General features: G+C 42.3%; 9 protein-coding genes and 2 pseudogenes. 10 read left to right on the top strand and 1 reads right to left on the bottom strand.

All coding sequences use genetic code 11. The features are described 5' to 3' along the window. The first annotated feature begins 65 nt into the window (after positions 1-65). From G4V62_RS04295 to ytxJ, 8 genes and pseudogenes are all read left to right on the top strand, one after another. Positions 66-1,130, top strand: coding sequence for a PTS sugar transporter subunit IIC (locus G4V62_RS04295; protein WP_165199567.1), 1,065 nt, complete (start codon positions 66-68; stop codon positions 1,128-1,130). 366 nt (positions 1,131-1,496) lie between these two features. After that, entirely contained in the window at positions 1,497-2,312 is an 816-nt protein-coding gene (locus tag G4V62_RS04290; protein WP_212508658.1) for a DUF1444 domain-containing protein, read from the top strand. 10 nt (positions 2,313-2,322) lie between these two features. Further along, the gene (ytpR, locus tag G4V62_RS04285) at positions 2,323-2,925 is read left to right on the top strand and encodes a YtpR family tRNA-binding protein (RefSeq protein ID WP_165199565.1); all 603 of its coding nucleotides are present in this window, start codon (positions 2,323-2,325) and stop codon (positions 2,923-2,925) included. Between the two features lie 65 nt (positions 2,926-2,990). Continuing rightward, entirely contained in the window at positions 2,991-5,273 is a 2,283-nt protein-coding gene (locus G4V62_RS04280) for a DNA translocase FtsK (RefSeq protein ID WP_165199563.1), read from the top strand. Between the two features lie 307 nt (positions 5,274-5,580). Continuing rightward, a pseudogene (murC, locus tag G4V62_RS04275) lies at positions 5,581-6,902 on the top strand (UDP-N-acetylmuramate--L-alanine ligase). A gap of 156 nt (positions 6,903-7,058) precedes the next feature. Next, entirely contained in the window at positions 7,059-7,490 is a 432-nt protein-coding gene (locus G4V62_RS04270; RefSeq protein ID WP_165199561.1) for a DUF948 domain-containing protein, read from the top strand. 19 nt (positions 7,491-7,509) lie between these two features. Continuing rightward, positions 7,510-7,947, top strand: coding sequence for a YtxH domain-containing protein (locus G4V62_RS04265; RefSeq protein WP_165199559.1), 438 nt, complete (start codon positions 7,510-7,512; stop codon positions 7,945-7,947). A 15-nt stretch (positions 7,948-7,962) separates the two neighbouring features. Then, positions 7,963-8,289 carry a bacillithiol system redox-active protein YtxJ gene (gene ytxJ / locus G4V62_RS04260; RefSeq protein ID WP_165199557.1) on the top strand — a complete coding sequence of 109 codons (327 nt, stop codon included), beginning with the start codon at positions 7,963-7,965 and terminating at the stop codon, positions 8,287-8,289. Positions 8,290-8,367: 78 nt separating this feature from the next. Here ytxJ and pilM read toward each other — a convergent pair whose 3' ends face one another. Next, the gene (gene pilM, locus G4V62_RS04255; RefSeq protein ID WP_165199555.1) at positions 8,368-10,518 is read right to left on the bottom strand and encodes a pilus assembly protein PilM; all 2,151 of its coding nucleotides are present in this window, start codon (positions 10,516-10,518) and stop codon (positions 8,368-8,370) included. A 162-nt stretch (positions 10,519-10,680) separates the two neighbouring features. Between pilM and G4V62_RS04250 the strand changes: the two genes are divergently transcribed. Together G4V62_RS04250 and ccpA are read left to right on the top strand one after the other, a co-directional pair. Then, complete coding sequence (locus G4V62_RS04250) at positions 10,681-11,757, top strand: bifunctional 3-deoxy-7-phosphoheptulonate synthase/chorismate mutase (protein ID WP_165199553.1); 1,077 nt, start codon at positions 10,681-10,683, stop codon at positions 11,755-11,757. A 509-nt stretch (positions 11,758-12,266) separates the two neighbouring features. Beyond that, a pseudogene (gene ccpA, locus G4V62_RS04245) lies at positions 12,267-13,267 on the top strand (catabolite control protein A). Positions 13,268-13,271: the final 4 nt, after the last annotated feature.

The following is a 13,271-nucleotide window of genomic DNA, read 5'->3' as shown; positions in this document are numbered from 1 at the left end:
TGTCTTTACATTTGTCCTTTCTTCTTCTACGATGTAAAAAGTGAAGTGAAAGGACGGGGAGCATCATGAAACGTTTTCTAGAGAAAAAAGGCGTTCACCTATCAATAAAAGTGTATCTAATGGATGGGCTTTCAGCAATGGCCCTTGGACTTTTTGCAACGTTAATTATCGGGCTTATCGTTAAAACGATAGGTGAATATGGGAAGCATATTGCCGGAATGGGGTGGCTGACGCATTTAGAGCCGGTTGGACAGCTTGCTATGGATTTAATGGGACCGGGAATTGCGGTAGCGGTAGCGTATGGATTAAAGGCACCACCGCTCGTCTTGTTCGGCTCACTTGCTGCCGGACAGACGGCAGTGATGCACGGTGCTGGTCCGGCAGGGGCATTTATAGCTGCAATTGTTGCCGCTGAGCTCGGTAAGCTCATCAGCGGAGAAACACGAATTGATATTATTGTGACACCACTTGTTACACTTTTAGCTGGATATTTTAGTGCTGTCATTATTGCACCTCCGATCGCTCAGCTCATGAGAACAATTGGGGGGATGATTACGTGGGCGACAGAGCAGCAACCATTGATCATGGGCATACTCGTCGCTGTATTAATGGGCTTAGCCTTGACTGCACCAATATCGAGTTTGGCGATTGCGATTATGCTTGATTTAAGCGGTATTGCCGCAGGTGCAGCTACAATTGGGTGCTGTGCACAAATGATAGGTTTTGCTGTGAGTAGCTTTAGAGAAAATGGCTGGTCTGGATTTATTGCTCAAGGGATCGGTACATCAATGTTGCAAGTACCAAATATTCTTAAAGCGCCCGCTATCCTGATCCCACCAACACTTGCCGGGGCAATACTAGCTCCGTTTGCGACTGTGTGGCTTCAGCTTACAAACAATGCTGCCGGTGCGGGGATGGGAACAAGTGGCTTTGTCGGTCAAATTATGACATTTCAACAGATGGGGTTTTCAGTAGACATCCTTTTAGCTGTTCTTTTCTTACACCTTCTTGGACCAGCGATTATTTCATTTGTTATATCTGAGTGGATGAGAAAACGGGGGTGGATTAAGTTTGGTGAGCAAACCTTGCCAAAGTTCGGGACAACAGAAAACACAGAGGCTTCAAGATGAGCCTGTTGCCAAACGCTGTCATCCGTCTTTACTCCTCTCATGAACTGAAGTTTTATTCGAGTCTTCGGTCGCCTACGCGTCTTCAAGCGGGCTAAAATCATTGGAACGAGTTGCTAAGCGGACGCGATAAACGTGTAGAAAAAATGATCATAGATTTTGTCTACAGACTAAAGAGCCGGTTTTCCGGTTTTTTATTTTTGGTTATAAATAAGTCTGCCAAAAAGCAGAAAGAGCCGTTTACCATAGACTTTTTGTATTTTTTTATCCTTGAAAATTATGCGAGCATTTTTTTAGAGTTTTGTTCAAGTCAAACCTTCTGATACAATAAATAAGTGGATAGATTTGTGCAGCAAAGGAGTTCTAATCATGGCTCAAAAAATAACAGTGCCCGCGATGCGGAAAAAACTTGAACAAGCGTTAGCAGATCCCGATATTCAGTTTCAATTTGATCGGGAGAAAGATACATTACGAATTGAATGGTCGTCTACTAAAAAAGGATTGGACTTAGCGATTTCACCTCTGATAGCTAAATATGAGGAGCGCGAAGAGCGGGCGGTTGACGAAATCGTTTTTCATATTCAAGAGACGATGAAAGCGATGAAAGAAACGCAGAGTTTACATGGAAAGGAGCGCTACGTGTTTCCGGTCATACGTTCCACGTCGTTTCCCATAGAAACGAAAGAGGGTCAGGCGTTAATTTACAAAGACCATACTGCTGAAACACGTATTTACTATGCGCTCGACTTAGGGAAGAGCTATCGTTTAATTGATCAATCGCTTATAGAGGAAGAGCAATGGTCTATGGAGCAGCTGCATGAAACAGCGTTGTTTAACATCCGCTCGTTAGACACATCGTTGAGAGATGATTATGTAGCAGGGAATCGCTTCTCCTTTGTCAATACGAAAGATGGTTATGATGGCAGTCGGATTTTAAATGTGTCGTTCCTTGACTCGTTTAAAAGCTCGTGTAAAGGAGAAATGGCTATAGCTGTTCCTCATCAGGACGTACTCATATTAGCTGACATTCAAAATGAACAAGGGTATGATATTCTTGGGCAGATGGCGATGCACTTTTTTGCCGAAGGGTATATCCCGATCACTGCATTATCCTTTTTGTATGAAAATAAAGAGCTTGAGCCGATTTTTATACTAGCTCAAAAACGACCAAGATCAAAGAAGTGAGGAAAAGACGATGAATGTATATTACAACCTTGAGGGCATTGGAGATGTCCTTATCCTGTCATTACACGATGAAAAGCCGGCAGAAATATCTGTGGACAGACGAGGCCCTGTCGCTGCCGTGATGAATCAAGAAACAGATCAGATTATTGGATACAATGTATTCAATGTGTCTTCGTTCTTAACAATTTCTGAGCGAGGGCGTCTAACATTGTCGGACGAAGATGTTGAACGAATTCAAAAAATCATCTCTGAACAAGGCTTTTCCGAACCACTTGACTCAGCAACATCGGCGTTTGTCATTGGCTATGTGACGTCATGCGAAAAGCACAGCAATGCTGATCATTTGAGCGTCTGTCAAGTAGATATAGGGGCGAAAGAAGTGCAAATTGTATGTGGTGCACCAAATATTGCTCAAGGTCAAACCGTTGTTGTCGCAACTCCAGGAGCGATCATGCCTAGTGGGTTGCTGATTACAACTTCTGAATTACGTGGAGAATTGTCAGCCGGGATGATCTGTTCCGCCAAAGAATTACAACTAAAAGATGCACCAAATGAAAAAGGAATCCTTGTTTTAGATGGTGAAACATATAAAGCAGGAGATGCTTACCAATAATGCGAGTCACTTTATTCGACGCGTGGCTCGTAAGTCAAGGTATAGCCATGAAGGGATGAAGCGTGATGAGCAACTGGTTCAAACGATTTTTTGAAAAAGAAGAGGAGCTTTATGAAGAACTTCCTAAACAGAGGGAGCAAATTCAAAAGCGGGACAAGCTGCAGGCACGGATGACGTTCCAATATCCTCAAGGCCATTTTCGTTTCCCGGTGATTCCTGATCAACCTGCTGAAGAACAGGCGCCACTTTATGAAAATGACAATGAAGACAAAGCTCGTTCTTTTCAGCAACGGTCTACAGACACGCACTCTATACAATCAACAACTGAAAGAAAGACACCTTTTACACCTACGGACGTTCCTTCACCAGTTTATGGTTTTAATGAGAGAAAACCATCGCTGGAAGAGTCTCAACCAACAGATGAAATCGTGCCGTTTCCTTCAGCTCGTCGAAGAAAACAGCTGACTGAAGAGGCTAACAAAGCTACATCTGTACAAGAAAAACACGTACTTGTGGAAAGTAGACACATTCAGGAAACGAGTCAGAGTGATCACGAATTCACAGATGCGCTTGAAGAGGAGAACGAAAAAGAAGAAGAGCAAATTAACATAGCGGCAGCACCTTTTACAGAAGACTCCTGTAAAAGGAATGCTGCTGCAGCAGCAGAGCCATGCGAGGAAATGGTCATAGAAGAAAAAGAGCAAGAACATAAGCAAGAACAACAACAACAAGAGCAACAAAGAGTGCAAGAGCAAGTGCAAAGGCACGAACAAAAACAAGTACAAGAGCAAGTGCAAGAACGTACGATGAGCCATGCAGTCGCAAAAGAGCAAGGCATTGAAAAGCCTAAGCCGAAAACGGAAGAATCGTCCGTCGTCCCTTTCAATGTCGTGATGCTGAAGCGTGATCGTCAGCGGTTAAAAAACAAAGAAGCGCGAGCTTATCAATATCCCTCTTTGCAGCTGCTTCATATTCCACAAGCAAAAAGTGATCTTGAGAAGGAGTGGGTTGCTGAGTGCAGTCAAACCTTAAATGAAACGTTAGCAAATTTCAACGTTAATGCGACGGTTGTCGATTCCGTTCAAGGGCCGACTGTTACTCGTTTTGAATTGCAGCCTTCACCGGGGGTCAAAGTGAATAAAATTACAAATTTGCAAGATGATATCAAGCTTAGTCTTGCTGCTAAAGATATTCGTATCGAAGCACCGATCCCTGGTAAAAGTACGATCGGTATTGAAGTGCCGAATCGCACAGCGCGCGCAGTAATGATCAGGGAGATTCTTAGGTCACCTCAATTTTTGAAGCACCCATCTCCTTTAGCGGTTGCGCTCGGTTTGGATATTGAGGGTATACCAATCGTAACCGACCTGCACCGAATGCCACACGGATTGATTGCTGGTGCGACTGGATCGGGAAAAAGTGTGTGCATCAATGCAATACTAATGAGTTTATTGTATAAAGCGACGCCAGATGAAGTTCGTTTACTTTTAATTGATCCGAAAATGGTTGAGCTCGCACCTTATAATGGTGTTCCTCACCTCGTAAGCCCTGTGATTACTGATGTTAAAGCAGCTACGGCAGCTTTAAAATGGGCTGTTGAGGAAATGGAAGAAAGGTACACGGCTTTTGCTGATAATGGAGTTCGTGATATTGCCCGCTATAACGAAAAGTTTGCTGGTCGCAAGCCGAAGATGCCTTATATTGTCATCGTTATAGATGAACTAGCAGATTTAATGATGGCTGCGCCACAGGATGTTGAGGAGGCAATCGCAAGGCTTGCTCAGAAAGCCCGAGCTTGCGGCATTCACTTGCTTGTCGCTACACAGCGTCCGTCCGTCGACGTCATTACTGGGTTGATTAAGGCGAACATCCCAACACGGATTGCTTTTTCGGTATCATCGCAAACCGATTCCAGAACCATTTTAGACGCCAGCGGGGCAGAGAAGCTTTTAGGTAGAGGAGATATGTTATTTTTAGAAAATGGCTCGTCCAAGCCATCTCGTCTGCAAGGTCTGTTTGTTGCAGATGACGAAATTGACGCCGTTGTATCTCATGTAAAAAAGCAAGGTGAACCTGAATATCTTTTTAACCAGGCTGAACTGATGGAAAAAACGGCAGCGATGGATGTAGAGGATGAATTGTTTGAAGAGGCCTGTTATTATGTTCTTGAACAAAATAGTGCATCAACATCAGGGTTACAGCGCCGCTTTCGGATCGGCTACAATCGAGCCGCTCGCTTGATTGATATGATGGAGGAAAAAGGGATTATTTCTGGAAACAAAGGAAGTAAACCAAGGGATCTATTAATCTCAAAAGAACAACTCGAATCCGTTATACAAACATCTTAAAACCAGTTGTTTGTTTACATTTTAGATCAGCAAGGCAAGGAGCCGCTGGTCTTTTTTTGTTGACTTTTGAGAAATATAAAAGAAAAAGAATATGAATTGGCATGTAGCGGGAAAGATTGGTATGATAGGTGAGGTATGTAGCAAAGGGGCAATCAGGCCTTTTAACCAATTTGTTTTTAATTCATATACTGATTACATATAGACGTAGTAACGACTATTGCTGAACAATAAAAATGTTTTAATAAAAGCATGTCCGCTCATTGTTGTGGACCACTTCGAAGTGTGTATTTAATTGGAGGTTAGAATGATGTCTTTATATCACTTAATCGGCATAAAGGGTACTGGTATGAGCTCATTAGCTCAAATCTTGCACGACATGGGTCATACCGTACAAGGCTCAGATATTGAAAAATATATTTTTACACAAAGCGCTTTAGAAGCGAGAGGTATTCCAATTCTCCCGTTTTCCTCAAACAATATCCATAAGAACGAAATTATTATTGCCGGAAATGCTTTTGGGGATGATCATGAAGAAATCTCGGAAGCAAAAACGTATGGCATTGAAGTGAAACGATACCATCATTTTTTAGGAGAACTGAGTGAAACGTTTCCTAGCATCGCTGTAACAGGCTCACATGGGAAAACGTCGACAACGGGCCTCTTAAGTCATGTGCTTTCGGGGTATAAACCGACCTCGTACTTAATTGGTGATGGGACAGGTCAAGGTTCGGTTGATAGCCAGTATTTTGTGTTTGAAGCATGTGAATATCGTCGTCACTTTTTGGCTTATACACCCGATTATGCGATCATAACAAATATTGATTTTGATCATCCGGATTATTTTGCAGATTTAGCAGACGTCAAAAATGCCTTTTTCGAAATGGCTCAAAAGTTAAAAAAGCCGTCGTGGCGTGCGGAGATGATGAGCTACTGCATACGTTGCAACCCAATGTACCGGTTGTATATTACGGATTTGGTAGCGACAATGATATTCAAGCTAGAAATATTGAGATAAAAAGGGATGGCACAAGTTTTGATGTATATGTGAGAAATGATTATTATGGGCAATTTCATATCCCATCTTACGGCGATCACCATGTGCTCAATGCATTAGCCGTTATATCGTTGTGCCATTATGAAAATATTGACCAGTCCATTGTCGCAAAGCAGCTAAAGTCATTTAAAGGGGTAAAAAGACGCTTTTCCGAAAAAAGCTGGAATGACCAGGTCATCATTGACGATTATGCGCATCACCCGACCGAGGTGAAAGCAACTTTATCATCAGCAAGGCAAAAATATAAAGCGCGAGATGTTGTAGCCATCTTTCAACCTCATACGTATACACGCACGAAAACATTTGCAAAAGAATTTATTCAATGTCTTCAGGAAGCGGATGACGTTTATTTGTGTGACATTTTTGGCTCCGCAAGAGAAGCGAGTGGGATGTTTGATATTGAAGAAATGATGAAGGAGTTACCGAACGCTAAACGACTGCATGAACATAATGTTCATCAGCTTGCACAACATAAAAATGCCGTTTTAGTGTTTATGGGGGCAGGAGATATCCAAAAATATGAGGACGCCTATATGTTACCTGATCAGAAAAAAGCAAAAGTCTTGGGAGACTAAGGCTTTTGCTTCACACTTTTATTATTTTTTTTAAAGGGATATGAAATGATTTGTGGAAATAATACATGATAAGTGTATGTTTGTATTTACGTTAGAACGGGTAGACTCACTAGGACACTTACTACATTTTTACTACAACATGGAGGTGAATTCCCTATGCCGGCGATTGTAAGTTGGAGCATTGCGTTGGTTGCGGTCGCATTTGTTGTATTGGTCATTTTTTTAATTCGCACACTCATTGCTCTTCGTGCGACACTTGAAAGCACTGCTTCTACATTAGATAGCTTAGAAAGTCAATTGCAAGGTGTCACGACGGAATCAACAGAATTGTTACATAAGACCAATGCGCTAGCCGAGGATATCCAAGGCAAATCCGAATCGTTAAATTCTGTCGTCGACTCAATTAAAGGCGTCGGTGATACGATTCAGCGTGTCAATCAATCGGTACGTCGTGTATCTGATGACATTGGACACCGTGCGGAAAATCGTAGTGAGCAAGTTGCTCAAGCGGTTGAATGGAGCCAAGCGGCAATGGATATTTGGTCAAAATGGAAAAAACGTAAAGAGATGGACAAGACATCAAAATAATGGATTAGGAGGAAGTAATATGAGTACTATAAATACAAAAGATTTTATTATCGGTACACTTGTTGGAAGCATTGTAGGTGCTGCATCAGCTTTGCTTTTGGCACCAAAAACAGGTAAAGAGCTTCGTGGCGATTTGAATGAGCAAGCCCAAGTCGTACGTGACAGAACGACCCAACTGACATCTTCCGCTATGGAAAAAGGCACAGAGTGGAGAGATGTTGCACGTGAAAAAACAGCCCATTTGTCTAAAACAGTATCTGAGCAAGCAGCTGACATTCGTAAGAAAATCCAAAAAGATGAAAATGTAGATTCAGCACCAGCTCCTGCGGCAACAAATGGACAAGAAGAAGAGGAAACAGACACGCTAACGGCAGCTCCAACTCCAGAAGCTGAAACCGACGCAGAAGAAGCGCCGACGTCATCTTCGACGACAACAAATCCTACGACAAACTCATAAGGAGAGCAGGATTATATGGAGCAAATATCTTCTCAGAAAGTTTTTGAGGAATTGCTACAAAACAAGTCATCCTTTTTCTTGTTTAAACATAGCCTTACCTGTCCAATCTCAGCAAAAGCGCTTTCACATTTTGAATCATATGATAAGTTATCGCACCTACCCAACTATCTGATTCGCATTCAGGAAAACCGAGAGCTTTCCAATGCCATTTCAGAGCAAACAGGGGTAAAGCATGAATCACCTCAAGTGATTTTAATTCAAAACGGCGAAGTGGTGTGGAACGCGTCACACTCTTCAATCACAAATAATACGCTGCGTGATGCTGAACAAAAGATCATGTAATGATATTTTAGAAAAATATTAAAACAGCGCATAAGTAGCACGCGGAAGGATTTAATAACAAATCCTTCCGCGTGTTTTTTATGTATTGTTTTTATCAGTATGGTGGAAAAGTAACTCCAGTTCATCACCATGGCGAATCTTGTCTTGAAATGACGCTTCGTAACCATTGATGCGGACTGAAAAACTGCCGCTTGTTGGAACGGTAATATCGACAGCTGAAAAAACATCTTGAAAAATAAATTCCTTCGTGCCTACTGTTTTTAGCTGCAACTGATCATCATGCTTTAAGACACTTGTGCTGTCTAGTTTTTTATTGGCCCTTGTCCAGAATGCAGTTGGTTTCGTTAGTTTAATCGCTTGGCCGTTAAACATGATCGAAATCTCTTGCATAAGCGTGACATGTGTTCGTTGACATAGTTGATCGAAGAGCGAAACATGTAATGGCTGGATATCAAGACGATCTCCTTCATCAAGAGTCGTTTGTATTGAAGCTGGTTGACCGTTTAACATGATTGAATGGCTCCCTGCGTCTAGCTCAATGGGAGACTCATCAGCCAGTACTGTGATTGTTTCAGTAAAAGGGCGATTTTCGTGCCAACAAACGTCGAGAGCTTCTTCAACGGTCCATTGTTTCGTCCAAGTCACTTGATCCCCATCTGACAAAATAGTGTTCAAAGGGCGCTCAATGCCATTGATTTGAAGGCGTGGCGCCAATTCGACCGGTTCGTCATTCAATGAAAAAGAAAGCGACGGGATATCACCTAGGACATCTCTAAGAGTGGCGTGAGCATTTGCGCCATCATCCCCTTTTTTTAGAGTTAGCTCATCGCGATTCTCGACTCGAGTGTCTAAAGAAGCCAAAGCGCCATTCACAAAAATGGAAGGGCTTTGTCCCCGCTCACCTGGGATCATCACTGCCGTACCGTTAATTGTAATAAACAAGCCAAGCCCTAAAGCGCCATAATATTTTTCTAACTGAATTCCAGAAGCAAGTAAGACATCTTTTACAGTTAATGGTTTAGAGTCAAACATCCGAACTGGTTGTCCGTTGAGCTGGACGCTCTTATATTGAATCGGGTTTTGTAAGGCGGCAGAAGCGATACCGAGCGGTGTGACAAACGCAGGGCTTGCTTCGAGGTGTTCGCCTATGTCTATATCCTTTATTACCGATGAATCTCTCACGGCGACTCGCTGCTTAGGAAGTTGTAGTTCGTCGGCTAATGCCTCTGGCAGACCAGGTGTTAAGCTTCCTCCCCCAATCAGCATGACCGCTTGTGGCGCTCGTTTATTCAATTGCAAAATTTCCTGGGCAATGCTGGAAGCAAGTCGACTCGTTGCTGTTTTTAGCTCCTTGACTAACATATCTAGCGTAACTTGCTGGGGAAATCCAAGAATATCTTCAATGTCTGCTGAACCGTTGGCAATAATATTTTTCTTGGCATTTTCTGCTTCATAAAAGTCTAATAAATATGCATCTGACACAGCTTCACTGATTTCATCGCCAGCAATTGGCACCATTCCATAGGCAGTTACGGTCCCTAAATCAGTTAAGGCAATGTCAGACGTGCCAGCCCCGATATCGACGAGAGCGATGTTCAAGCGGCGCATTGATTCAGGAACGAGTACGTGCATGGCAGCGATAGGTTCAAGTGTCAACGCCTGAAGCTCAAGGCCAGCCTTATGAAGAGCTGAAATAAGGGAGTCAACAACAACTTGTGGTAAAAATGTCGCAATAACTTCAACGGTGGCTCGCTTTCCACGTTGGTCGAGTAAGCTGCCGATCTCTTCCTCATCGAGATAGTAGCGAACGACGGAAAAACCGACGCAATAGAGGGCATCTTTATGCGTCATCGCGTCTGAAGCGGCGAGCTCCATGCGTGCTTTTTGAACAGCTTCAATCTCAAGGTGCTGTATATCTTTTGGCTGTAAAACGCCTTTTTCTGAAATATCCCATGTAGCATGGGCTTGCATCGTTTTTAAGGCACGCCCTGCAGCTGCGACACAAGCTTTCGTTAGTGGGCCATACGTGCCCTCGAGCTCAGTTTTTATTTCTGTAATTTTTTGGGCGACTGCTGCTATATTATGGATTTGTCCGTCTACCATCGCACGATTCGTATGCTCGCGAATGATCGCATGTTTCACAGAAAGACCTTGTTCACTCTGCTCTAAAATCAGTCCAACAACTGAACGCGTTCCAATATCGAGTGTGAAGATTGGTGAATGGGTCATGAAAAAGCCTCACTTTCAAAAATAAAATACTTTAGCGCTTAAAAGCGTTCAACCAAAAAAGAAATAATTCGTGACATCATCCATTCTATCGTTTATAATAAACTCAAATGTTACAGAATTGAACGTTTTCAAACGTTTTTTATGAAAAAGGGAGGAATAGGGATGGCTGAACAACTAGAGGAACTAAGAAAAGAGCTGGACAAAACAAATTTAGATATTCTTGAACTTTTGAATAAAAGAGCTGAACTTGTTCAGAAAGTTGGGCAAGCAAAGGATGCACAAGGCATGAGTCGTTATGATCCAGTGCGTGAAAGAGAAATGCTGAATCAGATAGCAGATAACAATAAAGGTCCTTTTGAAACGAGTACAGTTCAACATTTGTTCAAACAAATCTTTAAGATGAGCATGGAACTGCAAGAGGACGACCATCGTAAAGCGTTGCTCGTTTCACGGAAGAAGAAGCCTGAAAATACAATTGTGGACGTAAAAGGCGAACACATCGGGGACGGTCAGCAGCGTTTTGTCGTTGGACCTTGCTCTGTTGAAAGTTATGAGCAGGTTGCTGCTGTTGCTAAAGCAGTCAAGGATCAAGGAATTAAGCTACTTCGTGGGGGAGCATTTAAGCCACGTACGTCTCCATATGATTTTCAAGGTCTTGGCGTAGAAGGGCTGCAAATTTTGAAAAAGGTCGCTGATGAATACGACCTTGCAGTCGTAAGTGAGATTGTGAATCCTGCTGATATCGAGACAGCGCTCGATTATCTTGATGTCATTCAAATTGGCGCTCGGAACATGCAAAACTTTGAATTACTGAAGGAGGCAGGGAGAGCGAATAAGCCTGTATTACTGAAACGTGGTCTTTCAGCAACAATTGAAGAATTTATTAATGCAGCAGAATACATTCTCTCACAAGGTAATGACCAAGTGATGCTATGTGAGCGTGGCATTCGCACGTACGAAAAGGCGACCCGAAACACGCTCGATATTACAGCTGTTCCGATTTTAAAGCAGGAAACACATTTGCCTGTATTTGTTGATGTGACTCATTCAACGGGACGCAAGGACCTACTTTTACCAGCAGCAAGAGCGGCTCTAGCTATTGGAGCAGATGGCGTTATGGCAGAGGTTCACCCAGATCCTACCGTTGCTCTATCTGACTCTGCACAGCAAATGGACATCCCCCAATTTGAACATTTTATGAAAGAATTAAAATCGAAACAGCTTGTTCATATAAAATAATAGTTGATCGACAAAAGTGTAGACAAAGTCATTTCTTGATTTTGTCTACACTTATTTAATTGGAACGGATACTTAGTCTCTTGTCGTCATTTGAAAACGATTTTGCTTCTGCGCAAAACTAAGAATAGCGTTAGTGACAAAAAGGGAATACGAAGATAAAATGAGACGAAAATCACCATTCTATATGAAGCTTTTTCTTTGTGATTCGTATGGAAGAGTTTTAGATTTTTCCGTAGAAGGGAATAATTAACACCAATTGTGTCAAAATAATAACAAGTCTCATGAAAATTTATGAAAAAACTTGAAAGATGCGCCGTTAAGCGATTGCGGAGTGTACTATTCTATCGTATGATTAATGAAATATCAGGTGTTTAGCTAAATCAGCACCCTTTGAAAATGAATAGTAAACAGTATAAACATGAGTATTCTGTAGCGTATGTGTATCCGTGGAATAAGCAAAAAACGAAGGTGTACAGAAGCTGCAAGTAGTTTTAAGGAGGAATATGCATATGTCCAATATTACAATTTATGATGTGGCTCGTGAGGCAAGCGTTTCGATGGCAACGGTCTCGCGTGTCGTGAACGGCAATCCGAATGTGAAACCTACCACAAGGAAAAAAGTATTAGATGCAATTGAACGTTTAGGGTACCGTCCTAACGCTGTCGCTCGAGGGTTGGCTAGTAAGAAAACGACGACTGTCGGTGTAATTATCCCTGATATTTCTAGTATCTTTTTCGCAGAACTGGCGCGTGGCATTGAAGATATAGCTACGATGTACAAGTACAATATTATTTTAAGCAATTCAGATCAAAATAAGGATAAAGAACTTCATCTTTTTAACACGATGCTCGGGAAGCAAGTGGATGGTATCGTATTTATGGGTGGAAATATTACAGAAGACCACGTAGAGGAATTTAACAATTCACCAGTACCGGTCGTTTTAGCGGCTGCATTTGAACCGGACAATCGTGTACCTTCTGTAAATATTGACTATGAGCAAGCAGCGTTTGACGCAGTGAAGCATTTAATTGATGCTGGACATACATCAATTGCTTATGTGGCAGGGTCTTATAATACACGAAAGACTGCGGTTTTAAAGCTTTCAGGATACCAAAGAGCGCTAGAATCCTCAGGTTTAACCTACGATGAAGACAACGTCTATGTAGGAGATTTTAATTACGAGACGGGGATCAACGCAATGACACACTTTAAAGAAAATTCAATGCCTACAGCGATTTTGCAGGAACTGATGAAATTGCTCTTGGCTGTATCCATGGTGCACAAGATCATGGGCTCAATATTCCTGAGGATCTCGAAGTCATCGGTTTTGATAATACAAAGCTTGCGACAATGGTTCGCCCAACATTGACAACCGTCGTGCAGCCAATGTATGACCTAGGGGCCGTTGCCATGAGATTGCTTACAAAATTAATGAACAAAGAAGAAACAACGGAAAAAATTGTGCAATTACCACACCGAATTGAATTTCGTCGCTCAACAAAAGGGTGATTCT

Source organism: Litoribacterium kuwaitense (assembly GCF_011058155.1).
GTDB lineage: Bacteria > Bacillota > Bacilli > Bacillales > DSM-28697 > Litoribacterium > Litoribacterium kuwaitense.
This window is presented reverse-complemented; position numbering and strand designations above follow the sequence as displayed.

Coding starts and splice junctions, on each gene's coding strand:
- G4V62_RS04295 (WP_165199567.1), top strand. CDS start 66: ATGAAACGTTTTCTAGAGAAAAAAGGCGTTCACCTATCAATAAAAGTG.
- G4V62_RS04290 (WP_212508658.1), top strand. CDS start 1,497: ATGGCTCAAAAAATAACAGTGCCCGCGATGCGGAAAAAACTTGAACAA.
- ytpR (WP_165199565.1), top strand. CDS start 2,323: ATGAATGTATATTACAACCTTGAGGGCATTGGAGATGTCCTTATCCTG.
- G4V62_RS04280 (WP_165199563.1), top strand. CDS start 2,991: ATGAGCAACTGGTTCAAACGATTTTTTGAAAAAGAAGAGGAGCTTTAT.
- G4V62_RS04270 (WP_165199561.1), top strand. CDS start 7,059: ATGCCGGCGATTGTAAGTTGGAGCATTGCGTTGGTTGCGGTCGCATTT.
- G4V62_RS04265 (WP_165199559.1), top strand. CDS start 7,510: ATGAGTACTATAAATACAAAAGATTTTATTATCGGTACACTTGTTGGA.
- ytxJ (WP_165199557.1), top strand. CDS start 7,963: ATGGAGCAAATATCTTCTCAGAAAGTTTTTGAGGAATTGCTACAAAAC.
- pilM (WP_165199555.1), bottom strand. CDS start 10,518: ATGACCCATTCACCAATCTTCACACTCGATATTGGAACGCGTTCAGTT.
- G4V62_RS04250 (WP_165199553.1), top strand. CDS start 10,681: ATGGCTGAACAACTAGAGGAACTAAGAAAAGAGCTGGACAAAACAAAT.